Source organism: Streptomyces sp. L2 (assembly GCF_004124325.1).
Lineage (GTDB): Bacteria > Actinomycetota > Actinomycetes > Streptomycetales > Streptomycetaceae > Streptomyces.
The window spans coordinates 3,784,670-3,807,720 of the sequence record NZ_QBDT01000001.1 but is presented as its reverse complement, the minus strand read 5'-3'; the positions used below and the strand labels follow the sequence as shown (position 1 = coordinate 3,807,720).

The 23,051-nt window shown below is 69.9% G+C and carries 31 protein-coding genes; 1 reads left to right on the top strand and 30 read right to left on the bottom strand.

Annotation, left to right across the window (positions count from 1 at the left end):
- Nucleotides 1-33: 33 nt before the first annotated feature.
- From DBP14_RS16765 to DBP14_RS16670, 19 genes are all read right to left on the bottom strand, one after another.
- Nucleotides 34-390, bottom strand: a complete 357-nt coding sequence (locus DBP14_RS16765; protein WP_129308006.1) for a hypothetical protein — start codon at nucleotides 388-390, stop codon at nucleotides 34-36.
- Complete coding sequence (locus DBP14_RS16760; RefSeq protein WP_129308005.1) at nucleotides 390-575, bottom strand: hypothetical protein; 186 nt, start codon at nucleotides 573-575, stop codon at nucleotides 390-392. The genes DBP14_RS16765 and DBP14_RS16760 overlap by 1 nt, the downstream gene beginning before the upstream one ends.
- A 3-nt stretch (nucleotides 576-578) precedes the next feature.
- The gene (locus tag DBP14_RS16755) at nucleotides 579-1,574 is read right to left on the bottom strand and encodes an N-acetylmuramoyl-L-alanine amidase (protein ID WP_241740947.1); all 996 of its coding nucleotides are present in this window, start codon (nucleotides 1,572-1,574) and stop codon (nucleotides 579-581) included.
- On the bottom strand, nucleotides 1,574-1,888 hold the full coding sequence (locus tag DBP14_RS16750; RefSeq protein ID WP_129308004.1) for a hypothetical protein: 315 nt from the start codon (nucleotides 1,886-1,888) through the stop codon (nucleotides 1,574-1,576). The genes DBP14_RS16755 and DBP14_RS16750 overlap by 1 nt, the downstream gene beginning before the upstream one ends.
- A gap of 67 nt (nucleotides 1,889-1,955) precedes the next feature.
- Entirely contained in the window at nucleotides 1,956-2,456 is a 501-nt protein-coding gene (locus tag DBP14_RS16745) for a hypothetical protein (protein ID WP_129308003.1), read from the bottom strand.
- Nucleotides 2,457-2,468: 12 nt separating this feature from the next.
- Nucleotides 2,469-5,528, bottom strand: a complete 3,060-nt coding sequence (locus DBP14_RS16740) for a hypothetical protein (protein WP_129308002.1) — start codon at nucleotides 5,526-5,528, stop codon at nucleotides 2,469-2,471.
- Nucleotides 5,529-5,594: 66 nt separating this feature from the next.
- Nucleotides 5,595-8,120 (bottom strand): phage tail tape measure protein, encoded by a 2,526-nt coding sequence (locus DBP14_RS16735; RefSeq protein ID WP_129308001.1) that lies wholly within the window; start codon nucleotides 8,118-8,120, stop codon nucleotides 5,595-5,597.
- A 211-nt stretch (nucleotides 8,121-8,331) separates the two neighbouring features.
- Nucleotides 8,332-8,850, bottom strand: a complete 519-nt coding sequence (locus tag DBP14_RS16725; RefSeq protein WP_129308000.1) for a hypothetical protein — start codon at nucleotides 8,848-8,850, stop codon at nucleotides 8,332-8,334.
- Nucleotides 8,850-9,323 carry a hypothetical protein gene (locus DBP14_RS16720; RefSeq protein WP_129307999.1) on the bottom strand — a complete coding sequence of 158 codons (474 nt, stop codon included), beginning with the start codon at nucleotides 9,321-9,323 and terminating at the stop codon, nucleotides 8,850-8,852. The genes DBP14_RS16725 and DBP14_RS16720 overlap by 1 nt, the downstream gene beginning before the upstream one ends.
- Before the next feature lie 10 nt (nucleotides 9,324-9,333).
- On the bottom strand, nucleotides 9,334-9,765 hold the full coding sequence (locus tag DBP14_RS16715; RefSeq protein WP_129307998.1) for a minor capsid protein: 432 nt from the start codon (nucleotides 9,763-9,765) through the stop codon (nucleotides 9,334-9,336).
- Nucleotides 9,762-10,112, bottom strand: a complete 351-nt coding sequence (locus DBP14_RS16710) for a hypothetical protein (RefSeq protein ID WP_129307997.1) — start codon at nucleotides 10,110-10,112, stop codon at nucleotides 9,762-9,764. Before DBP14_RS16710 ends, DBP14_RS16715 begins: the two co-directional genes overlap by 4 nt.
- Before the next feature lie 15 nt (nucleotides 10,113-10,127).
- A complete protein-coding gene (locus DBP14_RS16705) occupies nucleotides 10,128-10,442 on the bottom strand; it encodes a hypothetical protein (RefSeq protein ID WP_129307996.1) in 315 nt (104 codons plus the stop codon).
- Nucleotides 10,436-10,855 (bottom strand): hypothetical protein, encoded by a 420-nt coding sequence (locus DBP14_RS16700; protein WP_129307995.1) that lies wholly within the window; start codon nucleotides 10,853-10,855, stop codon nucleotides 10,436-10,438. Before DBP14_RS16700 ends, DBP14_RS16705 begins: the two co-directional genes overlap by 7 nt.
- 6 nt (nucleotides 10,856-10,861) lie before the next feature.
- Nucleotides 10,862-11,836: a hypothetical protein gene (locus DBP14_RS36895; RefSeq protein ID WP_241740946.1), complete on the bottom strand. Its 975-nt coding sequence runs from the start codon at nucleotides 11,834-11,836 to the stop codon at nucleotides 10,862-10,864.
- Nucleotides 11,833-12,468, bottom strand: coding sequence for an FkbM family methyltransferase (locus DBP14_RS16690; RefSeq protein ID WP_129307994.1), 636 nt, complete (start codon nucleotides 12,466-12,468; stop codon nucleotides 11,833-11,835). The genes DBP14_RS36895 and DBP14_RS16690 overlap by 4 nt, the downstream gene beginning before the upstream one ends.
- A complete protein-coding gene (locus tag DBP14_RS16685) occupies nucleotides 12,453-13,124 on the bottom strand; it encodes a hypothetical protein (protein WP_129307993.1) in 672 nt (223 codons plus the stop codon). The genes DBP14_RS16690 and DBP14_RS16685 overlap by 16 nt, the downstream gene beginning before the upstream one ends.
- Nucleotides 13,115-14,041, bottom strand: coding sequence for a glycosyltransferase (locus DBP14_RS16680; RefSeq protein WP_129307992.1), 927 nt, complete (start codon nucleotides 14,039-14,041; stop codon nucleotides 13,115-13,117). The genes DBP14_RS16685 and DBP14_RS16680 overlap by 10 nt, the downstream gene beginning before the upstream one ends.
- Nucleotides 14,042-14,084: 43 nt before the next feature.
- Nucleotides 14,085-14,963, bottom strand: a complete 879-nt coding sequence (locus DBP14_RS16675) for a P22 phage major capsid protein family protein (protein ID WP_129307991.1) — start codon at nucleotides 14,961-14,963, stop codon at nucleotides 14,085-14,087.
- Between the two features lie 27 nt (nucleotides 14,964-14,990).
- Entirely contained in the window at nucleotides 14,991-15,785 is a 795-nt protein-coding gene (locus DBP14_RS16670; protein WP_129307990.1) for a hypothetical protein, read from the bottom strand.
- A 158-nt stretch (nucleotides 15,786-15,943) separates the two neighbouring features.
- Here DBP14_RS16670 and DBP14_RS16665 point away from each other — a divergent pair, with 158 nt between their 5' ends.
- Entirely contained in the window at nucleotides 15,944-16,192 is a 249-nt protein-coding gene (locus tag DBP14_RS16665) for a hypothetical protein (RefSeq protein ID WP_129307989.1), read from the top strand.
- On the opposite strand, the gene DBP14_RS16660 is transcribed toward DBP14_RS16665, so the two are convergent.
- From DBP14_RS16660 to DBP14_RS16620, 11 genes are all read right to left on the bottom strand, one after another.
- The gene (locus DBP14_RS16660) at nucleotides 16,189-17,292 is read right to left on the bottom strand and encodes a phage minor capsid protein (RefSeq protein ID WP_129307988.1); all 1,104 of its coding nucleotides are present in this window, start codon (nucleotides 17,290-17,292) and stop codon (nucleotides 16,189-16,191) included. The genes DBP14_RS16665 and DBP14_RS16660 overlap by 4 nt on opposite strands.
- Before the next feature lie 4 nt (nucleotides 17,293-17,296).
- The gene (locus tag DBP14_RS16655) at nucleotides 17,297-17,692 is read right to left on the bottom strand and encodes a DUF3307 domain-containing protein (RefSeq protein WP_129307987.1); all 396 of its coding nucleotides are present in this window, start codon (nucleotides 17,690-17,692) and stop codon (nucleotides 17,297-17,299) included.
- Complete coding sequence (locus DBP14_RS16650; RefSeq protein ID WP_129307986.1) at nucleotides 17,689-19,200, bottom strand: phage portal protein; 1,512 nt, start codon at nucleotides 19,198-19,200, stop codon at nucleotides 17,689-17,691. Before DBP14_RS16650 ends, DBP14_RS16655 begins: the two co-directional genes overlap by 4 nt.
- Nucleotides 19,181-19,429 (bottom strand): hypothetical protein, encoded by a 249-nt coding sequence (locus DBP14_RS16645; protein WP_129307985.1) that lies wholly within the window; start codon nucleotides 19,427-19,429, stop codon nucleotides 19,181-19,183. The genes DBP14_RS16650 and DBP14_RS16645 overlap by 20 nt, the downstream gene beginning before the upstream one ends.
- Complete coding sequence (locus DBP14_RS36090) at nucleotides 19,429-19,599, bottom strand: hypothetical protein (RefSeq protein ID WP_164992344.1); 171 nt, start codon at nucleotides 19,597-19,599, stop codon at nucleotides 19,429-19,431. The genes DBP14_RS16645 and DBP14_RS36090 overlap by 1 nt, the downstream gene beginning before the upstream one ends.
- On the bottom strand, nucleotides 19,599-20,876 hold the full coding sequence (locus DBP14_RS16640) for a PBSX family phage terminase large subunit (RefSeq protein ID WP_129307984.1): 1,278 nt from the start codon (nucleotides 20,874-20,876) through the stop codon (nucleotides 19,599-19,601). Before DBP14_RS16640 ends, DBP14_RS36090 begins: the two co-directional genes overlap by 1 nt.
- The gene (locus DBP14_RS16635) at nucleotides 20,863-21,435 is read right to left on the bottom strand and encodes a helix-turn-helix domain-containing protein (protein ID WP_129307983.1); all 573 of its coding nucleotides are present in this window, start codon (nucleotides 21,433-21,435) and stop codon (nucleotides 20,863-20,865) included. Before DBP14_RS16635 ends, DBP14_RS16640 begins: the two co-directional genes overlap by 14 nt.
- 70 nt (nucleotides 21,436-21,505) lie before the next feature.
- Complete coding sequence (locus tag DBP14_RS16630) at nucleotides 21,506-21,982, bottom strand: hypothetical protein (protein ID WP_129307982.1); 477 nt, start codon at nucleotides 21,980-21,982, stop codon at nucleotides 21,506-21,508.
- Between the two features lie 165 nt (nucleotides 21,983-22,147).
- Nucleotides 22,148-22,450 carry a hypothetical protein gene (locus DBP14_RS16625; protein WP_129307981.1) on the bottom strand — a complete coding sequence of 101 codons (303 nt, stop codon included), beginning with the start codon at nucleotides 22,448-22,450 and terminating at the stop codon, nucleotides 22,148-22,150.
- A gap of 89 nt (nucleotides 22,451-22,539) precedes the next feature.
- A complete protein-coding gene (locus tag DBP14_RS36085; protein WP_164992343.1) occupies nucleotides 22,540-22,707 on the bottom strand; it encodes a hypothetical protein in 168 nt (55 codons plus the stop codon).
- Between the two features lie 75 nt (nucleotides 22,708-22,782).
- Nucleotides 22,783-22,968: a hypothetical protein gene (locus DBP14_RS16620; RefSeq protein ID WP_129307980.1), complete on the bottom strand. Its 186-nt coding sequence runs from the start codon at nucleotides 22,966-22,968 to the stop codon at nucleotides 22,783-22,785.
- Between the last annotated feature and the right edge of the window lie 83 nt (nucleotides 22,969-23,051).

The following is a 23,051-nucleotide window of genomic DNA, read 5'->3' as shown; positions in this document are numbered from 1 at the left end:
CCCCTCCCGCCCGTGGGGCGAGAGGGGGCTGAGTCATTCGGGGCCTGGGTCGGCGGTGAGTGTTTGCGTGCGGCGGTCGACTCGGTCCACGGCATCACGGAGCGAGCGACCGCTGTTGGGCCGCAGCTCGTGTTCCATTCCCGTGATGCGTCCCTCGATCCGGTCCAGGCGGTCCATCACTCCCGGCCGCTCCGCCACGCCGGGACGGGCAGGTACGCCTTGCCAGTCGTCCACGAAGTCGTCGACTCGCCTCGCGATCCGGTGGACGGTCTGGACTACGCGCCAGACGAGGGCCAGTGCGCCGGCGATGGCTACGGCGCCCAGGCTCCAGACGACGAGTGCGTCGACGGGCGGGACGCCGGTGCTATCGGTGACGTCCGCCGCAATCATCAGCTGCCCTCCGGAGGTGTCCGGTTCGGCACCCGCCAGGTGATGCCGTAGGCGCCGAGGACGGCGAGCACGATGGTGACCGCCTCGGCCGGGGTGATCCGGCCGTCCTGGACCGCCGTGACGACCGCCGCAGCGCCCGCCGCGACCCCGCTGGCGACGGCCTTCCACACAGCGCTGATCTTCACGGGTCAGGCCTCCTTCGACAGCGCGTCGCCGAGCCGGTCCAGTGCGGCCTGAGCACCGGCCTCCGCCGCCGACTTGATCTCCGCCGCCGACAGTCCGCCGCCCGAGCCGATGGCGTCGACCAGCTTGTCGATCGTCGCGGCCTGCGCACCGATCTGCGCCGCGAGCGCGTCCAACTTGACCGCGTTCTTCCGGCCGGTGAGGACGGCGGAGTAGAGGGCGTAGCTGGCCTGCCACGTCTTGTTCTTGTCGAAGTCGCTGTTGTTGTAGGGCGGGGCGGTGGCCGGGATGACGTCGGCCTTCCACACGTCGGCTGCTGACGGCATGTCGTCCTCCTCGGACGGTTGGGTCCCCTTGGCGAGGGCGATGAGCTTGGCGAACGGCAAGGAGCCGGGGTCGCCGTGGTCGTTCTCGGGGACGTGCTCGTGACCGCAGATGCCGTGGAAGCCGTTCCACTCGCTGAAGGTCATGCGGGCCGGGCTCGCCCCGTACGAGGCCGGGGTGACGCCGGGCCTCCGTGAGTCCGGGCCGTACGTCAGCCACTCCGACGGGCCGGACAGCGGCACGTTGTGGTTGGCGTGGAGCCAGCGCACGAAGTCCGCCAGGTCCTGGAGGGCCCAGTCCGGCGGGTCGCCCCAGTAGATGTAGTCCTGGCCTGCGACCTTGCTGCCCCACTTCGCGCGGTGCCCGTAGTCGCAGGTGCCCTCCAGCTCAACCTGCACCACGTTCAGGGTGTTCGTCTCCACCCCGCCGGCCAGGTTCTGCAGGGCGCGGGAGGAGCGGTCGATGTCGAAGTGCTGGTACCAGCGCAGCCGCTTGTTGGGGATGTCGGCGACGGCGGTGAGGTTCGGGGCCATACTGCCGCCGTCGTAGTCCGTCAGCCCGATGCCCTCGGTGGTGTGCAGCACCAGGACGTTGACCTCCATGAGGTCGCCGCCCCACTTCGATTGCCACCAGGACGAGGTGGAGGCTCCCGGGTACTTCTGTGGTCCTGTGCTCATCAGGCACGCTCCGGCCAGGCCCAGGTGCCGGCCTCGGAGCCCTCGGCGCGGGAGGTCGCCCAGTACGTGTCCGTGCCGTCCAGCAGCACCTGCAAGTTGCAGGTGGTGGTGCTCTCGCTCCACACGCGGACGATGACCGCGGGGTACACGTCACCGGCGGCCGCGTGGTTCCCGACGTGGCCGACGAAGCCGGTGCGCTCGTCGGCGCTGCGGCTCTGATGGAAGTCCTGACGGCGGCGGTTGATGTCGGTCGCGTCGTGCTCGGTCAGCTGGTAGTGGACGATCCGTCCGACGGACGGCGTCTGTGCAGGCACGGTGCCTCCAGAAATGAGAAGGGCCCCGAACCAGGACGGTGCGGGGCGTACGGGGATGGGGTTCGGGTCAGGAGGCCGCGCGGTACTGGAACAGGCCGTGCAGAGCGTTCCCGGACGCCCACGTCCACGGCGAGACGGCGTCAATGAGCCCCGCGTTGGAGACGGCCGTCGAGTCGACTCGGCCCGAGTCCACGCTGATCCGGATGGAGTCGGAGCCGTTGTACTGCACCCGGCCGATCAGCTGGGCACTGTCCGACTGGCGCATGGTTATGAAACCGAGCGTGTCGCCGGACGAGGCCGCGCACGACACCGGCAGGCCGAACGCGAAGTTGTCCGTGCCGCCCCCATCACCGAAGTCGGTGGTGGACCCGAACGCGATGTCGAAGGAGCAGACGACCAGGTTGCCGGTCTGGCAGTAGTCGCAGGCGATCGTCGCGTTTCCGTAGTCCGGGGTGTTGTCGCCGGTCGTCGTGGTCCACGTCGGCGTCCACTCCTGCCACGTCGCCGAGATCGACGCGAGCCGCCCGGCGGTGATCCGCATCCCGGGCTGCCACGGTTCATAGGTCACAGGGGGTGCTCCTCACAGTGCGGCGATCGCTGGTTCGGCAAGGCGGACGTCGGTCCCGTCGGCCTGTTCCTTGACCACGCCGTTCACGCTGCGCACGACGGTGAAGGTCTGCGGCGAGGCGGTCCCGGAGATGCCGGTCACCCGCATGCGTTCACCGCCGACGGTGATGTCGAAGGGAAACTCAGCCGGAAACGTTGTCGAGTCGACCCACACCGGGCCGCCCGTCGTGGCCACGGACAGGCTCGTCGCCGTGCTGGTGGCGTCCGCGGCCAGCTCGCTGCCGTCGGTGTCCACGTGCATCGGCGCCCGGGCGAAGGTGAGGTCATCGACCCACGCCGCGTCCTCGCCGACGGCACCCGAGTTGTCTTTGGCGTACCGGAACGTCACCTGGCTGGCTCCAGTGACGTCGATGGTGGTCGACGTCCAGGCGGTCTCGCCCTGCGCGCGCAGCACCTGCGTGCCGTCGACGAGGACGGTGAGCCGGTCGCCCTCGAAGCCCGTGCCGGCTTCCTCAGACGAGGTCCGGTACGCGAATGTCAGCTCGGAGGCGCCGGTGGGCACCATCACCACCCAGTCGCTGGTCTGGTTGTTGGTGATGGCTCCGGACTGGAGGGACCAACTGCCGGTGTTGTAGTGGGTCTGTGTGCGCGCCCAGGGCAGGTCTCCGCCGTCCGTGGCGGTCACGCTCAGGGAGGCGTCCTCGAAGTCCTCGGTGATGGCGACTTCGCCGACGTTCCACGGTCCGGCCGGGGAGCAGTTGAACGTGATCTCCCACTTCCTCGGGAGGAAGGTTTCCGACCAGCCGTCCACCAGCAACTCGACGGTGCCGCCGGCCGCGAACCTCACAGGCAGGCCCTCGATGCGGATCTTGTCGCCGACCTCGAGGCCCAGCACGTCGGGGATCAGCGCCGGGTTCTTGTGCAGGCGGACCGTGACTGCCGGGTAGCGGGCCTCGTCCCAGGAGGTGAGGTGGAGCAGCCACGCCGCGATCGGGTCGGTCTGCTCGTCCGTGTCCAGGTTGAGGGTGACGCTGTCGTCGTACAGGCCGATGCCGTCCGGGGGGTCCTGTGTGGACAGGGTGCCCTCGGTGAGGGTGGCCCGGCCGGACGATCCCCCGTTACGGGTGACCTCCCAGTCGTTGCGGACCTGGTCGTCCTCGATGGGTTCGAACGGTGGCGCCAGCTGCCCGGCCCCGTAGTCGAGCGTCAGCTTCGGGGCCTGGTTGTAGAGGCTGGCGCGGGTGCGGTAGACCAAGCTGCGGCGGTCGATGGCCTCGCCGAAGATGCCGCCGTCAGCGTCCGCGCACTCTCGGAGCAGATCGAGCAGGGCGGTCGGCCGCTGAGGCCCGACCAGCTCCGTCTCAGAGACGTCTCCGCTGACCGCCAGGGAAAGGCCTTCCTCATCGGTCAGACGCAGCAAGCGTGCTGCTGCTGTCTCACCGGCGAATCCGATGTCACCGTCGTTGTAGGCGAAGGTGTCGGCCACGGTGAACACCCCGATGTGTCCGATGGACGCGCCGGCGAGTTCGCTGGAGTAGCCGGGCGGGCCCATGACTTTCGAGATGCGGCCGAGCGTGCCGGTGTAGTTGCCGCTGAACGCTTTGGCGGACTCGCCGACGGCCGTCCATTCCTCCACCCAGTCCACGCTGGTGCCGTCCTGGGTGGCGAAGATCTTCCACCGGTACCACTTGCCGTACAGGGCGGGGAACAGGCCCAGCGAGGTGACGACGGCGGTGCCGTCAGCGTCGTACCCGTGCAGGTTCGCGCCGCTGGACGTGAGCTCGATCTTCCACGTCTTGACGGTGCCCGTGCCGATCCATTGCAGCAGCGTCTGGGTGGTGGACGGGGCCGTGTCCATGCGGAACAGGAACTCGGTATGCCACTCGGTCGGGGAACCGGACGGCATCGGCACGATCCCTGACAGGGTGGCGCCTTCCCGGATGACGGGCAGCGCCTTCGAACCCGCCAATGTGTCGTTGGCGGACATGTCGAAGCCCGACAGGTTCAACGGTGATACGCCCTTGATCGGGCTGTAGGCGCGAGTCGCGTTGGCGCCCTCCTCCATCGGCCAGTACGCCACCGGGTCGAACGACGGCACACGGCGGGTCAGCGCGGACTGCAGCGGCTTCTGCCCCTGACCCATCCGGCGGAGGATGCCGGCGGCCTGGATCGGGGTCCACGCGTCCGCCTCGGACGCCGCCCACTTCGGTGGCCACTCAGGTACCTCGCCGTTGAACCGGATCAGCCGGTCGGTGATCCCCGAGGTGAGCGTCCACGTCCGGCCGGCGGAGTCGGTGAAGCTGGTGGTGCCCGCAGTCTGCGCCGTGAAGTCGGGGGACGCGACGAGGGTGCCGTCGATGCCGTCGTACACCTGGGCCTTGTAGACGCGGCCGGTGACCGGCAGCCGGGTGGGGTCGGTGTCGAGTTGTTCGGGGGCGATGGTCAGCGGGGCGGTGCTGCTGAAGATGGCAACTGTGCCAGAGACGATGCCGTCGTCACCAAGCTGCTCCCAGGGCCCGTCCAGCGTGGGCGCCCAGTAGAGGCGGGCGGTTGTACCTCCAGCCCCGTTGTCGGCCTCCATGGTGCCGCGCAGGGCGGCCCGACGCGGCAGTGATGGAAGGACGCGCCCGGAAAAGCGGCCGGTACTGCCGTCCTGCGTGGTGTGCAGGTAGAGATACCCGTCTTGCAGCCGCAGATGGTAGGAACGCTGCCCGACTTCCCCCCACTTGCCGATGAGGATCTGCGCGCCGTTCGCGTTCCAATCGGCTTCGCCCTCCCACCGCAGATCGAGGTCACCGGTGATGTCGAGCGCGGCAGCGTCCGGGGTGCTGGCCGTGTCGACGGCGCCGGTCAGCGCCAGGTAGGTGGTGGTGCTGGGGAGACTGATCTGGAAAGGGGTGTTCCTCCCGAGCAGCCCGTAGTACACGCCCTCAGGGTTGCGGGGCGTGTACTTGCCGTCCCGGTTCCGGATCGTCGCCGTGCACGACGCCGGGTCCGCGGCATTCGCCCGGTACTGCCGGCCCCGCGTGTGCGTGATCGGGTCCCGGGTGTACAGGTCCGCGGTGATGTCCACCGTGGTGTCCCCCAGAACCAGCTCACCTTTCAACCCCAGCGGGTCTTCAGGAAACGCCACCGCCGCTCAACCTCCCAGTACGAATTGCACGTCGCCCCCGAGGGTGCCGATCTTCTTCCGCAGCTCAGCGACCAGCAGGTTGCCGAAAGCGGAGCCGTCCGAACCCACCTTCACCACCCGCGGCGCAGCCGACGACGATCCCGCCGTCACACCGCTGCCACCGGACATGGCGCCCGCGCCCATAGCCATGCTCGGCACCTCCGCCGTCAGCCCCTGCAGCTGGCGGCGCAGCGCCGGTGTCTGCTGCTCGATACCGTGCTGGAACCCAGAGATGACCAGACGGCCGGCTGGAGTGAGGATCCGGGCGTCGACCGTGGCCGGCCCTTTCCAGTCGGTCAGGCTGCTGGTGAGGCCACCCAGGACGCTCCGCACAGATGGGATCCGGTCACGGATACCGCTGATGAACCCAGAGATCAGCGACCAGCCCGCGTTGTACAGAGTGCCGCCCAAGCCACTGAGGGCGGACTTCGCCCTATGGGGCAGGCCGCGGACCCAGTTGATCGCCGAGGTGGCCTTGTTGACGGTGCCGTCCCGGAAACTCCCCCACGCCGACGACGCGACGCCCGAGAGCGTCGAGCCGAGCGACCCCAGGGCTGAGCGTGCCCGGCCCGGCAGGGCGCGCACCGTGCCCATGAAGGAGTTCCACTGGCGGGAGACCGGGCCGGCCACGTAGTTGGACCACAGGCCGGAGAACCAGCCCCCGATGGTCGACCCCAGCTGTGGGATCTTCTGGTTGATCCCGCTGATCATGCTGGTCGTGAAGTTCCCCACTAGGACCGTGGCCGCGGCGAGCACCGAAGCGGCGACCAGCACCGGCAGCGTGATGATCGCAGCAGCGATAGCGCCCGCGATCAAGCCGATCTTCAGCGCCCCTTCCGGGTTGGACTGGATGTACTCGGCGATCTTCGTACCGGCTTGTGACAGGCCGTCGATCGTTTTCGGCACGAGCTGGTCCATCTTCGTCTGGATGCCCTGCCAGAGCAGATCGAAGAACGCGACCACGCGGTCGGCGCCCTGCTGGTTGCCCTTCCCGGCATCCGCCCACAGGTTCCCGACCCCCTTGCGGACGTTGTCCAGGGCCGGCACCACGTGCAGGCCGAGGAAGTCGACGACGCCCTGCTTCATGCCCCGTTTGAACTGCTCCACCTTCGTGCTGGAGTTGTCGCGGAGGCTGTCACCCATCTTGTCGGCGGCGCCTCCGACCTTGCCGAGGGTGTCGACGGCCTTCGACGGGTCCATCGCGTACAAGGCCTGCCCGAGATCCTCGGCCTGGGTTCCGAACAACTCGACAGCGATCTGGCTTTGCTTCACCGGATCCTTGACGTTGCGGAGCTTGTCGAGGGTCAAGTCCAGGACACCGTTCGCGGTCTTGCCGCCCTTGGAGAACTTCTTGGCCATGTCGTCGGCGTTGAGGCCGAGTGCCTTGAAGCCCTGCGCGGTGGTCGTCGACCCGTCGACCGCGCGGATCGAGAACTCTTTGATCGCGTCGGCGGCGATGTCCGCGTCCCGGGCACCGTGCTGGATGGCCTGGTTCATCAGCCCGACCGCCTGCGCCCCGGACACGCCGGCCTTCCTGAACTGGGTGCCGTACTCGTTGAACGTGTCCAACAAGTCATCGGCTTTGTTCGCCGACGACTGGAAGCCCTTGGTCAGGATGTCCAGGGCGTCCTTGCTGTTCTTCGCCAGGCCCGTGCGGACCATCTGCGAGACCGCGTTGACGACGCCACCCAGGTCCTGGTCGAACGTCGTTGCCAGGTCCGCGACGTTCGTGGAGATCGACTGGATCTGCTTGTTCGTCGCGGTCGGGTCGACCAGGCCCGCCCCCATCACGGCACCGATCGCGTCGGCTGCGCCCTCGAAGTCCTCGGTCACCGCGTCCGCGTACAGCTTCCCAGCGATGTGCCCGTACTTCCGGGCCTGCGGGCCCGTCGCACCGAGCTTCGCCCCGAGCCGGTCGGCGATCTTCTCCTGCTCGACGGCCTCGTTCAGGGCCGACATCAGAGCGCCGCCGGCCGCCGCGCCCACAGCGGCGAGGCCCAGCTTGGAGGCCAGGCCCTCACGGATGTTGCCCGCGATCTCCCCGATGCCGTCGGAGGTGCTGCCCCGCATCCGGTCCAGGAACGATCCGCTGGCGTCATCACCCGCGTCCGCAGCCGCATCGGCGGCGTCACCGGCGCCGCGGCGGACGCCGTCGGCGAGGTCGTCGCCGGCCTGCCGGGCGCCCCGCTCCACGCCGTCGTCGAAGCGCTGCCCGACCTGCTGGCCGCCACGGCGGGCCCTCGACTCGGCCTCAAGGGTGGCCGCAGTGACGGCGTCCACCAGGTTGGCCTGCATGTCCCGCCACCGGCCGTCAGCGCCGCGGACGAAGCCCCCGCCGAGTTCCTGCCCGGCCTGCTGTCCGGCGTCGTCGGCGGCCCGGCCGAGCTGCTGTCCGGCCTGCCGCATGGCCTGCTGGGTGCGGCGCAGTGCCGGGTCCACGGCCGAGTCGTCGAGGGTGATGAGGGCGGTGAGTTCGCCGACGACGAGGGCCATGGCTACCTCCTCCGTGAACGGGGCTGCTTGGGCGGGGGAGGTGCGAAGTGCCTGGAGAGCCGGGTCTCTGCGGCGAGGAGCCCGTACAGGCGGGTGAGGAACCAGCGCCACGACCGGGCGTCGAGCAGGTCGGGGGTGCTGAGGTCGAGGCCGTAGGTGTCCTGGAAGTCGGCCTCAACCAGGGGCCACTGCTCCAGCAGGTCAGTGCGGGTCAGCCGCGGCCCTTGCCGCCGGGCTTGCGACGCCGTTGGCCGCCCGCCTTCGTACCACTCGTAGAGCCCCGTGACCGGGTCGTATTCGCCGCAGCCGACTCCGAGCGCTGAGAGTTCCGCTGCCGACGGGCCGCCCGGTTCGGGGCCAGGAGAGAAGGGTCGCGACCGGCCCAGAACTTCGCGGCCGCGTCCCGGTCGTTGAGGATCCACACCATGGCGGTGAGGGCGACGTGCCGGAACCGTGTCCAGCCCAGATGGGCGGCGATCTCGTCGTGGACGGGGCCGAGGACGAGACGGAAGAGGTCCTTCTCCTCGTCGTCGTCGAGGACGGCGGTGTCCACGTCGGTGCCGCCGAGGAACACCTGGGCGGCGGTCTTGGTGATCTGATCGACGCGCAGGCCGACCTTGGCCGGCGGGGACGGGATACGGAAGGTGCGCATCTGCCCGTCCTCGCAGCGGACGGGCAGCTCCAGATAGTCGTCGAGGAAGTCGCCGAGGGCCTCGAACTGGGCGGCCATCAGCTCCCTGCCAGCGGGTTGTCGATCGCGGTGAGCGGCCCGTCACCGGTGAAGGTGATCTCGACCTCGCCGAGCGCGGAGTACTCGCCGCCGGACGGCGCCCACTGCGGGATGGCTTTGCCCTCGTAGGCCTCGGGGAGCCCGTCGCGGTTCATGTAGCGCAGGTGCACCAGGTTGGCGTCGCCGTACGCGTAGTGGGCGAGCCGGATCGCCTCATGCACCGACGAGTACACCTTGCTGGTCTTGTCGGCCTTGCGGCGGATGGTGACCGACAGCTCCCAGGCCTGGGCGGTCTTCGTGTTCCCGGCCCAGCCGTCGGAGTCGTAGTCGGAGCTGTCCTCGATGTTCGGGTCGCTGCTGGGCTGGAACTCGCGCACGCCAGGGCACAGCTGCCAGTCGGGCACGTCGTCGGTGCCCATGTTGATCTCCAGGCGCCAGTCGCGTGCGAGCTCGGTCTCGGTGGGTGTGGACATCCCGTCCTCCTCAGGGGTTCAGGTGGGTCCCGGACCGAACCGTCCGGAAGTAGTAGTTCGCGGCGATCTCTTGGCGGCCGCTGGTGTCCTGGCCGATCCACGACTGGGAGTTCCGCCAGGAGACCTCCACCCACACGCCGTGCACGGTGTAGGAGCGGGCGTTGTGGAGGACGTCGAACACCGCGTCGGCCAGGGCGATGACGTCGAGCGGGTTCACGCCCGCGCGCATGCGCGCCTGCACGCCCGTGACGGAGTCGGTGGAGTCGTCGTCGGTGACCGGGTACAGGGTCAGGCCGAGAACCCGGTCCGGGCCGTCCGGCACTTTGCCGAGGACGATGCCTGTGCCGTCGGCCGACAGGGCACTGTCCGGGTCGTACACGCCGACGCCGGCGGTATCCAGGCGTTCGGCGATGCCCTGGAGGAGATCGGAGTCGTGGCTCACCGCAGGGACCTCCGCATCTGCGCGGCGACCAGCGCGAGGACCTCGGCGCGGGAGGCGTTGAGGGGGGTCTCCAGGTACTTCGCGGTGCGGCCCGGGGCGTGCCGGTACTCCAAGTTCTCGTGCTGGCGTACGGCGTACGGCGTGTCGTAGGCGATCGCCGCGGTCAGCGACGATGCGTCGACGGAGGTGGTACCCGAGTTCTGCAGCGGGCCCTCGTCGAGCGGCACGACCTCCTGCGACTTGGTCAGCACATGCTCGGCACCGAGCTGCAGTCCCCGGACGGCGCCGGTCCGTAGCTCCCGGCGGACGGGGCCCGCGTTGAAGCGGAGGACGAAACGCGCCGCCATGATGGCCCCCCTTTCCTACTGGAGTTGGATCTCCACGTGGTCCGGTGTCGGCAGGCCGCCGCCGTTGCGGTCCAGGGCGGCGATCACCGTGGTGGTACGGCCGGACGGCAGGGTGACGCGGGACAGGGCCGGGGCGCTGGTGCCGGGGTCGGCGTATGCGGTTGAGGAGGAGGTGACCTGCTCGCCGCCTGGGGAGCGGACGGCGCGGGTCTGCTCGTCGACGAAGCAGCGCACCACGGTCGGGGCCTCGTACAGGGGTCCCGTGCTGGACTCACCCGAGTACGCCTCGACGGTGATCTCGTGCCGCATGAGGACGCGTGGGATCAGCATGACGTCACCGCGCCGAGGCGGAAGATGTCCGGCGTCAGGTCCGGGGACTGTAGGGCGTCAGCGGCCTCGGGGGCGAGCTGGCGGGCCGGTGCGTCGTCCCCGGACACGGCGGTCGCGTTGCGGCCGAGGTTGACGGAGCCGATCGCCAGGGTGCCCCAGCCGACCGCGTCCGCGCCGGACGGGTCACCGACGTTCCCCCACCATGCGACCTGCGCGCATACCGCGTCGCGGAACGCGGCCGCCACCACGGTGTTGGTGGGCAGGCCGGTGTCGTCGACGTCGTAGCGGCAGAAGCGGAGGATCGTCCGGTCGAGCATGCGAGACGCTGTGGACAGCCGCCGGTCCGTGCCGTCGGGCGGGGTCTCGCCGGTGAAGGTCTGATAGTCGTCGACGGTGGCGTAGACCCTGCTCACAGCTGGCTACTCCTTGCCGTAGCGGTCGATCAGCTCGGCCTTGGTCAGGGTGGCGATCTCAGCGACCTCTCCGGAGTCCTGCGCGCGGCTGGTGGCGTACTCCACCCAGGCGGCCTTCGGGTCCTGCTGCGCCGGCCGCTCGCCCGGCTCCTTCGGGGCCGGCGGCGTCATGGGCTCCGGGTCGGCCGCCGGGACGGGGATCCGCTGCCAGTTCGGCAGCATCTCCAGCCGGGCGTTGGGGTGCTCGTACTCCACCTCGTCGCCGGTGTTGTCGTTGCGGTAGCGGTAGGCCATCGGGGTCCCCTTCAAGGGTGTCGGGCAGAACTCGGCCACCAGTTGCCGCATCTGGGCGGCCTGGCCGGAGGCCTGCTGGTATCGGCGGTAACGGGCCAGCGACTCGCGTGAGCCGACCGCACGGGTACGGCGCGGGGCCGGCGGATGCCACAGGTGGAACAGGTCTGAGGTGCCGCGCCACATCGGCCCGGCGAGCGTCGTCAGGGCCAGCGCCCACGCCTGGTCTTCCTGCCCCCAGCCGGTGAACGCCGGATCGAGGGGCACGCCCTCGAGAACCTGGCGGGCAAGGACGACGATGCCGCCGCCGGGGACGCCCGGGTGGGTTTCGACGGTGGGCTGGCCGGTCATGGGCGCGCCCCGGAGGACAGCCTCGGTGGCGTCGGCGGTGAGGCGGCGGACGAGCTGGTGGGGCATCGCCCACCGGGCCCGTCGGGAGGCCACAGCGTCGACGGCGAACGGAGTACCGATGCACCACACGTCCGCGTCGGCGACGACCAGGACGTCGGCGTCCGTCTGGCGGAACGCGTCCGCGATCGCTGCGCCCTTCGACCACGGGCCGTCAGGGCATGCCCCGGTGACGATCTCCCAGCCCGGGTGCGCGGCAGCCCACTGGCCGCGCATCCACGCCCACACCGTCTGCCGGGGGCCGCCGTCCGGCCGCCACGGCACCAGGACGGCGACGTTCACGACGGCTGCCGGTAGAACACGACGTCGCGGACCTCTCCGCCGCGCGGCGCCTGACCGGGACCGCGGGCCCAGCGGTTCAGCCAGTCGTAGTCCCGGACCCAGCGGTCTACCTCGAAGAAGCCACGCTCGGCCATCACGGCGGAGGTCTCGCCGTAGGGTGCGGCCATCGTCGCGTCGTCGACCGTGCACGTCTCCACGATCACCATGCGCAGGCTGTCCCACGGGGCTGCTGAGAGCACGTCCAGTTCCCGGCCCTGCGCGTCGATGACCGCGGCGTCAGCGTCGGGGGCGAGGTCGTCGAGGCGGCGCACCTCCACGTCGATCGTGTCGGCCAGGCGGTCACCGCGCTGCGGCGCGGCGAGCGTCGACAGGTTCGTGCGGGCCATCACGTGCAGGCGCGCACGCCCGGGCGTGCGCGCGCACGCGCACTCGTGGACGATCGCCTGCGGATGCTCGCGGTGCAGGCGTGCGGCCAGTGCCGGGATCGGCTCGACGAGCGTGATCCGAGGGATGCCGGCCTCCCGGTAGAACGGCATCTCTTGGCCCTCGTGGGCGCCGACGTGGACGAGGTGCTGCGGCGTCCAGCCGAGCTGCTGGAGCAGGGCGGGCAAGGCCCTCATGACGTTGGCCACGTGGGCGCCTCCCGGGTTACTGGGTGCCGGGCGAAGTCGCGCGGCGTGTCGAAGTCGTCCGTGAGGTCGTTGATCGGGGTGAACCAATCACCGGTCACGATGTGCTGATCAATGCGGGTCTGCTGCCAGGACCGGAGCAGCATCCAGCCCGGCGGCCGGGTCACGATCCCCGCGGCGCGTAGCTCGTGGACGTGGGCGAGCCGCTTGTCCATGCGGGCATGCTGGGCGGGCCACCACGAGGCGGCGAAAATCTCCCCATACGGGGTGCCGGTGATCCGGCTGCCGTAGGGGCGTCCGAACACACGGTAGGTCTGCGGGCGGAAACCGCCGATCGTGTCCATCGCCCGGTCGGTGAAGTAGACGTCGCCGAGCAGCAGCACCGTTCGGCCGCGCGGGTTCCACAGGTCGCGGGTGGCCGCGTACTCCGAGGGCGCGCCACCGTCCTGCTCGTGCACGGTCACGCCGGGCAGCTTGTAGCGGACGTCGCCGGCCGGGCAGGTCAGGTGCACGTCGCCGGTGAGTTCGCGGGCCTGGCCGACCGTCCGGTACAGCAGCGGCACCCCGTGATGCGCGCGCAGCGGCACCAGGTGGGAGGGCACACCGAGGTGGTTGCCCCACTTCGTCTGCGACCCGGCGCACGCGATGATCACCCGCACCCGAACACCACCTCCGCGATGTCCTTCAGCCGGTGCTCCCACAGATGCCGCTCCCCGATCAGGGTGATCGCCGCATCCGTCATCGCCCGCCGGTCAGCCGCGGTCAGTGAGTCGATGCGCTCGCCGAGCCCCGCGAAGTCGCCCCGCTCGTAGGTCAGCATCACCTCATCGGTGAAGCCGAGGTCCGTCATGCCCTCCGTGCGCGGGTGCGCGAGGAGTCCGCCGCGGCCCATCGTGCACACCATCCGGTCCGACCAATAGCGGGCGGCCGGCGCCGAGTCGCCGAGGACGACCTCGGCGGAGGCGTACAGGGTGCCGAGATCCTTCCCCCACACCGGGCGGCCCCGGCCGTACTGCTGGAAGCTGTACGCGTACCGGCGGCGCGCCCAGGTGAGCAGCTGCGCGCGGTGCTGGCCGTGGATGCCCGGCGAGTAGCCGCCCACGAACACCGTCCGGCCGGGGAAGCGACGCCGGTCCGGGGCCGAGCGGCCGAGCCAGCGGCGGCCCAGCGGCGGCGGCAGCCACCAATGGTTGACGCCACGGGCGGCGAACTCGGCCTGGTGGCCGCCGTCGGCGGTGAACACCCACTGGCACGACCACCACGGGTCCATCCCGATCTGCTGCTCGCGCCGGCGGATCCCCCAGTACAGGTCCAGGTGCAGGGCGACCGTGGCGGTGCCCGCGTCCTCGATGGCACACAGCATGCCGGGGATGTCGCCGGCCGGGTTGTGGCCGTGGGTGCGGGCCCAGATCAGCATGTCGGCGCCCCGGCAGGCGCTGATGACCTGGTCGGTGGGGATGCCCCGGGCGGGCAGGTGCAGCATGTCCCAGCCGAGTTCGGTCCCGCCTTCGGTGAGGCAGTCCTTCCACCGGTTCAGGTGCAGCGGCCGGGGAGCGCCGAGCACGACACAGCGCATCGACGCCCCCCTTTCACCGCCACCCACTCCCCGGAAGGGAGGCTCAGGAACCGGCGTCGGCCAGGATGACGGCCCGGTTCGCGTCGAGGGTCTTCGTGCCGTACAGGCAGTCGACCGAGACGACGGTCTGCTTGTACTTGATGTCGTAGTCGTAGACCACGCGGAGGCTGAACCCCTTGTAATCCATGATCACGGCATCCTGGGCACCCGGCGGCACCTCCAGCGGCCGCATCACCAGCGCGAAAGCCGTGCGGTGGAAGGCGACGCCCTCTTCCGGGGACTCGACATGCTGCGTCCAGTACGGGTCGAACCCGAACAGGCGCCGCCCGACATACGCCTCGCGCAGGCCGTCGGTGCTGCCAGATTCGTTGACCTGCTTGAGGACGTTGGAGTCCAGCCAACGGCCGTTCGTCGCCGGGCCGATAACGGCTCGCCGCTCCGCCGCAGGAACCTTGGCCTGGTTCAGGACGATGCCCGCGTCGATCAGCACTTCGGGTGCCGTCGTCGCGTGCGGGCTGTCCACGTCCTGCGTGCTCTGCACGATGTCGTCCCGCAGCGCAAGGAGGTCGGTGTCGATCTTCTGGGCAATCGCCTCCATCGCCGGGTCGAGGAGCTGGGTACCGAAGTCCTCGATCTCCAGGTTGAGCTGCTCGGTCGTCACCGTGAAGGAGACGTCGGAGAAGTGGTTCAGCGTGACGTCCACGCTGCCCTCGACGGCGTTCTGCGACACGATGCCGGTGCCGCGGTTGAACTCCGCCGCCGTGAACACGGCCGGCTTGCGGACGGTGACGGTGTCGCCCTGCCGGCCACGGAAGTCGGCGTCGTAGTCGCGGTGCACGAGCTGCGCCATGACCGTTGTGTCGTACAGCGTGGCGAGCGCCCTCGTGGCGATCAGGTCAGGGGTGAGGAAGGAGTTGGCCACGGGGGCCTCCTAACTGTGAGTGGAGACTCAGCTGCGCGCCTTGCGGCGGGCCTCACGCTGCGCCTCAATGCTGTTGCCGTTCTTGGGCTTCTCCGAGCTGCCGGAGAAATCGCTGGAGCTGCGCGCGGGCGCCTGGCCCTGCGCCTTGAGCTTGGGGTTGTCGGCCACCGCCTGCTTGATCGCGGTACCGACCTTCTTCGCGAACTCCTCGTCCGAGGGGTCGAGGCCAGCGATGGACTTCAGGAACGCCCGGGAGTCGGTGAGGGCATCCGGGTCGGCGCCGTACTTCGACGCCCCCCGGTACACCGCCAGTTCGACTGCGGTCTCCCTGTGCGCCGCCGTGGCCTTCTCGATCTGCGCCGTGAGCGCAGCCGGGTCGGGCGGCGTGTCCTTGTCGTCCTTGATCAGGCCGAGGGCCTTGCCGAGTTCCTGCACGATCTCCGTGCGGGCCTCGTCGGCCGCGGCCTTCTTCGCGTTCGTGCGAGCCTTCGCGGCATCGCCGTTCGCGGCCTTCAGCTCCTTCTGGAGCCGGGCGATCGTCGCGGCCGGGTCCTCGTCGTCCTTCTTGACGGGTGGCTTCGGCTTCGCCTTGGTGTCCTTGCCCGCGTCATCGTCGCCGGAAGTGTCGTCGTCGCCGGTCCCGCCGGCACCGTCGTCGTCCCCGGAGTCGTCCGCCCCGTCGTCGTCACCTGTGTCGTCGCTGCCGGATCCGGAGTCGCCTCCGTCCCCGCCGTCGGCGTACAGGTACGGGTCGAAAGGGCCCGTGCGGTAAGGGTGTGCCCAGCCGGCACCAGCCAGCCGAGGAAGAGTCCGCTTCTGCATGTCGTGCACTCCCGGTGCGCGTGATGGAAGGCCCCGCGCCTGGCAGGGCCGTACTGCAACCCCGGCCGCGCCCGGCGGCCGGAAACCTGAGGTGCCCGCAGGGATGAGGCGGGCGGATCTGCGACGTCAGGGCCCGTGGATTCCGCTACGTTCGGCCCATGACTGAGCAGAGCGACGAAATGGCAGCGGCGGAGAGGGCGCAGGTTGCGCTCCTCAATGCAATCGCCAGAGCAGCTGATGCCGACCGATCCGACGAGGTGGGGTCGTTCACGGCGTCGTACGTTGCCGTCCATGAGCGGACGCGACGCGCGCAAGCCGCAGCACCGGGCGGCCCCGACAGCCCATGGTTTATGGCAGGCCCGTCTTCACTGGCGGGGGTGCTCGACGACCTGGACGCCATCGCCTAGCGGGCGGTGGCGAGCTGCTCGCGGTGGGACTTGCGGGGCAGACCGGTGTCGGCGACCAGCTCGCGGATCCTCTTCTGGTAGGCGCGCACGTTCGCGTTCGCCTTCTTCCGCTCCTGGTCGTCGACGGCGGCCGCCGCGCGCCGCTTCCACTTGCGGGTCTGCCGCTCCAGGTACCGCTGCTTCTGCGTGTCCTCGTACGTTCCCCGGGACGGCTGCGCCTTCGGTACCCGGGACACCCCCGGCATGTACGCGGACACGGTGTGCCGGCAGTTCGGGTGGAGCAGTCCGGCCGCGCGGGCCTCCGGCAGCGACCCGGCCACCGTCACGGTGACCATCTCGCCGTCCTCGGTGGCGTGCTCCACCTGCACTTCACGCTTCCCGGGCGCGCCCGTGCGCGCGAGGATCTTCCGCTCCCACGGCCGGCACAGCGGGCACTCCTCCGGGGCCTGCGACACGATCACCAGCTCGACTCCGGCCTCGCCGAGCCGGTCGGAGTGCGCCTCGACGGCCGCGCGGGCGGTCGCCGACCGCATCGCCATCTCCACGTAGGAGCGCAGCTCCCAGGAGCGGCCCGCGTTGTCGACGAACCCGGTCACACCACGGTCCGCGAACTGGTTCAGGGCCGACTGGGCGGCCTGCCTACGGGTCTGCGCACCCAGGACAGAGGGAGCGGAAGCGCGGGCGATCACGTTGCGGTACACGTCCGTGCTCGTGCGGAGCATCCGCAGGTAGACGGGCCCGGTGTCGTCGACGACGGCGCGGGCGAGCCGGTCGATGGCCTGCGCTCCGGCCGGGATCGAGTGCACGCCGGGGGCCAGCGCCCCGAGTTCGGCGACGGCCGCCTGGCTGCCGCGGTCGTACGCCTCGGCCACGGCCTGGTGGATCGCGCCGGTGGCGTCGGCCTGCAGGGCGGCGATGATCTCGTTGATCGCCGTCTGGAGTTGCCCGAGCTGGGCGAGACGCAGCTGCGCCCACAGGGGGCTGTCCCAGCCCTGATCGAGGGCCTTGCGGATCGTCTCGATCAGGGTTCCCTCGGCGGCCTCGTACAGGTCGGCGACGGCCGCCGCGAGGTCTTCGGACAGGGCCGGGGACACGGGCATCGCGTCACCTCCCGAGCCACACCACCACAGCGGCATTGATCGCCAGGTGGACCGTATTGTCCGCAATGATCATCAGCCAGACGGTCATCCACGGCGGACGGCTCCGGTGGTAGCCCGTCGCCGAGCACTCCGCCCAGGGGTGCCGATACACCTTCGGGGCGAGCAGGTTCTTCACCCAGACGATGTGCCGGGCCAGCCGGTATCGGTCGATCACGGCATGCGTGACGACGATGACGGCCAGCGCGAGGGGCGCATGGGTGACCAGCACGTACGGCAGGCCGTACGTGATCGCATGTGCCCAAGCTGGCCACCAGCGCTTCGTCTTCTCGTTCGCCATCCAGTCCGACTGGATGAGGTAGTCCCCGGCCAGGTGCGCGAGCAGGATGCCGAGCCCGGTCACGGCAGCTCGCCAGTCTGCATCGGGTCGGGGACGGACATCCCGTTCTCACGCATGATCCGGCCCACCTCAGCCTGCACCTGGTCGTCGTTCCACTCGGGGTGCACCCAGCGGACCTTCGTGTCCACCGACGCGGCCGTCGCCTGCGCGAGCACGTTGACCGTGTTCGCCAGAGACAGCGGATCCTCCTGCACCGAGTCCTCAAACTCGATCGTCGGCCGCTGCGGTTTCAGCCCACCGCCGAACACCTGCTGGTCGACTGTGAGGAGCGCCTCGATGACCTGGCCGAGCGCCGGACGCCACCGCAGAATCTTCCGGCCGCGGGTCGTCATGCTCCGCCGCTCCCGAGCGACCACCTCGGTCGCGGTCGCCGCAGCGTCCCCACCGAGCCCGAACGTCTGCCCCGAGTAGCCGGCGCTGCGGAGGATCTGGTTGACCAGGTCTTCGGCGGTCTGCTGGTGCTCGCTCACCCGGACCTGGAACTGGGCCACCGTCAGCGTCATGTCACCGCCGCGGTTCAGGTGGTTCAGCCCGGCGAACGCCTCCTGGTCGGGGTTCCAGGAGGATCCCCGCCCGGGCCCGTTCGACTGGAGGTAGGAGTCCGGGACCACGATGCGGCCCTTGCCAAGACGGAGGTCCCGCATCCAGCTGGAGTAGGTCTCGTCGAGGGCATCCATGAGCGGCTCGACACCGTCAAGGTCAGACCGACCCAGCTCCTGCAGCTTGGGCTTGCAGCGCCACCTGCGGGAGGACTGGTTGGGGATGTACACCACGTCCAGGCCCTCATAGCCGGTCGGGATCGCCCCATCCGTGTTGACCAGAGCCGCGAAGGCGGCGGTGGCCGGCTGGTCCTCGAGCGGAACCGGCCGGCCGAGCTTGTCCTTCGTGCCCTGGTACAGGCCGTGCAGGATGACGCCCGGCTCGTGCCGCTCGAGGTGTCGCCACACCTGCCCGTCCTGCTCGCCGACCACCCGCCAGAACGTGACTGCGGACAGCCGCCCCCACTGGAACTCCGGGATGCCGCGGTCGGCGTGGACGGCGTCGAGCCATGGCCGGTCCGCCAGGTCGACGTCGTAGACCGGGCGGAGGTACACCCCGCCCAGTGCGGCGCCGACCTCGGCGGCGGTCTGCAGGGTGGCGAGCATCCCGTCATCGGCGAGTTCGTCCAGCCGGGCCTGCGTGGTGTCGTCTTCGACGGTGAGCTTCGGCGGCTCGGAGAACAGCAGATCGGCCGACCCGCCGCACAGGTCACCGGCGATCGGCACGTGCAGCTTGGTGCGCCGCTCACCCGGGGCGGTGGGGGTGCCCCACCACCAGCGGGCCAGGCGGCCGACGACTCCGCCGGAGTACTGCAGCCGCTTCGGGTCCGGGCCGCCGCCGGTGCTGCCGCCGTAGAGGACTTCGAGGCGGTCGGGGTCGCCGGACCACCAGGTGTCCCAGGTGTGCATGGCGTCGAGGGCGGGCTTGAGGTGGTGCGGGGGCCAGGCCATGTCATCCGTCGGCAGCGGCACCGGGCACCTCCTCTTCGCCCCGAGGGATATGAAGCTCGGTTATCAACGGGGCACCCCGATGGGCAAGGATCCGTCCGTCGTCGTTGGCCACGTGGAGCACCGCCACGACTCCGTCTTGGACGTCCATCGAGAGGGCGACCAGATGCCGGGCCGGCAGGCCCAGTGCGGCGCAGGCCTCCTGCATCTGCTTGAGGGTGACGGTCTGCGGGAAGCCGTCGATGAACGACATCAGACGCCCTCCCGTTCCATCAGCAGATGCGCCAGGCTCAGCCACGACGTGGCCAGCTCGTCCAGCCGCTCCATCAGCATGATGTTCGTCTCCAGCTCGGCCGCGTGGAGCAGCCGGGCCGCGTTCTCGATCGCCGCGCCAGGGGTGATCGGCGTGGGGTTATCGGCCATCAGGCAGCCACCTCCAGCAGCATCGGAATGTGCGGCCGCCACAGAGCCTCCGTCGTCCGCACCCCGTACCGGAGCGCGTCACAGGAGTGGTCGTCCTGCTTGATCGGCTTGTCGTCGCCCTTCTCCGCAGCGTCGTCGTCCCAGGAGTAGCCCGGGATTTCCTCGAGCAGCCCGGCCGCCGACGGGTGGATCCGCAGCCGGTCACCCGCGAACAGTGAGGACACCGTGCGGATCCCGTCGACCACCGCGTTGTCCGCGGCGGTCACCCCGGACACGCCGTCGCGGTGCAGCTGCTCGATGTACGAAGCCGCCGACGGGTCGACGATCGTCCACTCCGGAGCCACGCCGATCACGTTCGTCGTCGGCTGCGGCACGCCAGCGAGCCAGCGCCGGCGGGCCAGGCTGTACTCGGTGTCGGTCATCTTCCGCCGCTCGGCCCGCGAGTCCCACCGGTACTCCGAGACGACGTACAGCCGCCGGTCGGCGCCCAGGCCGATCAGGAGGTCGGCGTACGGGTTGGTGGTGCCGTAGTCGATCGCGTCGCACAGCCAGCGGTCGATGCGCGGCAGGTCGACGGTGACGTGCCGCTCCGGGTCGAACGCCTCGTAGATCGCGCCCTCGGCCTGCACCCAGTGCCCGAGGATGTTCCGCCGGTAGAACAGGCCCGTGTAGGTCGTCTTCAGGAAGGCGACGTACGCCGGGTCGAGGTACGGGTTGTCGTCGAGGGTGAAGTGCCACGACCTCAGGCCGGTCTCGACGGGCCGCTTCAGGTACTCCTTGCGGAACCAGTGCGCCGGGTTGTCCGGGTTGGTCGTGGTGAACACCCGCGCCCCGGTGACGGAGCAACGGGCGAGCAGCTGGTCGAAGAAGGTCTTCGGCAGCGTCGTCGCCTCGTCCACGTACGCGCCCGAGCAGGTCATGCCGCGGACCTTCGGCTCGGCCTTCGCGTCGTTGGCGCCCAGGACGTGGACGGTGCGGCCCATGATGTACGCGATCGGCGCGCCCGGGTTGTACTTGATCTGCTTCGAGAGCGGCCCGAAGATCTCCGGGTTGGTCAGCGGCTGGATCACGTTCCGGTACAGCGAGTCCCGGGTGCGGCCCACCATCACCAGCTCGCCGCCGGACGGGGCGTCAGCGACGAACGCCAGCCAGCAGATCAGCGACGCGATCGTCTTCCCGGAACGGACGCTGCCCTCCCACGCGTTGATCCGCGCGGTGGCCTCGACGACCGAGATGATCTGCTTGCGGGACAGGGGCAGTGCATCAAGGAGACTCACCTTCCGCCTCCTCGCCGGCGCTGCCCTCCTCGCTCACGGCCTGCTCGTACGCCGTCTTCAGCCCCACCATCAGCTGGCCGAGCATCGAGCGGGCGTCTTCGGCGCCGGTGTCGTCGGCGGGCGGGACGAGCTTGAGGGACTTCTCCAGGGCGATGCCGGCGGCGGCCATCAGGTTCTTCTTGTCGATGGGCGGTGGTTCGTCGACCGGCTCGGAGTTGAACGTGTTCTCCTTGCCGCCGAAATTGAAGATCGTGGCGGGCTCCCACATGGACTGGGTGAGCTTCAACGCGTCGAGGTGGAGGTCCATCGCGGTGTCGGCGCGGAGGGCGGCGAGCTGGGCGACGCGGTGCCGGGTGGCTTCTTCGGTCATGGTGACGTCGAAGGCCAGGCCGAGTTCGGCGGCGATGACGGAGACGGTGCGCTGCGCCCGGTTGATGCGGCGGGCGATCTCGTTGCGGCCGAGGCCTTGGGCGTGGAGGGCGGCGACCTGCCGGTAGTCGTCTTCGTCGACGGCCCGCTGGTTGCCGTGGAGGCCTCCTTTGTTGGGCGGGTTGGGCATGCTGCCTCCTCCCGGGCGTGCGAAGGCCCGGCCGTGAGCGAAGCGGCCGGGCCAGTCGGTGGGGTGCGGGTCAGGCGTCGTTCGCGGTGGCCTTCTTCAGCGCCGTCACCAGCTGCGCGCGCCGTTCGTCCGAGGTCAGCTTCTGATCGCGGGCGGTCCAGGAGAGGGCGAACCTGCCGACTTGCCGCCAGTCCCCGTTGACCTTCATCGCCTTGACCCAGTGCGCGGCGACGGCGGGCGTCTTGTACTCGGAGATCGACACGGTGTCCGTGGTGATCAGCTGGGTGCAGTCGTTCGGGCTCGGGTCCTTGCCCGCCGCCTTGTTCGAGCACGAGGCCGTGTTGTCGGTCGGGTGGCCGAGGGTGGTGACGCCGGTTGCGTCGGCGAGCTTGGCGGCGGCCTGCTTCGCGGTGAGCCCGGTGGGCTTAGTCGCGGTGTGGCTGGCGGGCGTCTTGTCCGGGTGGGTGGAGCTGCTGCTGGTGGAGCAGGCGGTGAGGGCGAGGAGCGCCGCGGTGCTGAGGGCGGCTGCGGTGTGTCTGGTGTTCATGTCCCCCCTAGGACGTGGTGTGGGGGTCATGATGCCGTCTCGGATGTTTCCGTTTCCGGGCATGCCAGATCTGCGGCCCATGGTGCGGCATGATCGGCGATTTTGCAACTGAGTGCACAACGGCCCCGCCCGGGCAGTCCAGGGCGGGGCCGTTGTGCGGCTGGGTTACGGGGTCTCGGTCACCGAGTCCAGCATCTTGTTCTCGTCGAGGTTCCCGTCGTCGTCCAGCCACCCCAGATGCCCCATCGCGGCGTTGGCGACCAGCGTGGTGTAGTCGTCGTCCTTCACCCCGTGGCACGCGCCGGGCTTACCGTGCCCGCCGGCCTTGTACTGCGTGTCCAGTGCCTTGGCACACGCGTCGAGAGTGTCGTTGTATGACGGCTGGTTGAGCCAGATGACCAGGCCGGTGATGATCCCTGCGACGGCGAGCGCCGCCGCGCTGGCGACGAGGATGGTGCGGTGTTTCATAGTCCCCCCAGGTGTGGTGTGCAGGGCGGCATCATGCGCGCCCGTGGGTGTGCCGTGTAGGCGGTGTGCCTGATCTGTGACACGCACGCTTACTTGGGGTTGTGCTGGTTGCTCTGGGGGTTGCCGGGGACGGGCTTGTCCTTGGCGGGGAAGTGGCCCCCGCGTGACGCCTGGTAGGTCGTCTCGTGCTGAAGCTGCTGCTGGGGCGTCATCTTGGCCCGCAGTTCCTGCTGCGGGATGGATCGGCGGAAGGCCATGATGGGGTTCCTGTCTCGTGGTTGGGATGGGACCGGGGCGGCCGGCTTGCTGGCAGGCGGACGGCCGTCCCGGGGCTAGGTGGTGAGCTTGCCGATCGAGCGGGCCACTCCCTCGAAAGCGTCGAGCGCCCGGGGATCGAACCGTCCGTGTCGGGCCTGGATGTCCTTGCCGAGCTGGCCGTAGAGGCGGTACGCCTCGCGGTAGTCGCCCTTCGCCTCGGCCAGCTCGGCCTCGGCCATCCGGCTCGTGATCTCGTCCATCGGTAGTTCCTCTCGGCGGGGCTGGGCAGGCTGCTCCGGCGGTAGATACGCCGGTAGACGGGCGGTAGATCGCGGTAGATACG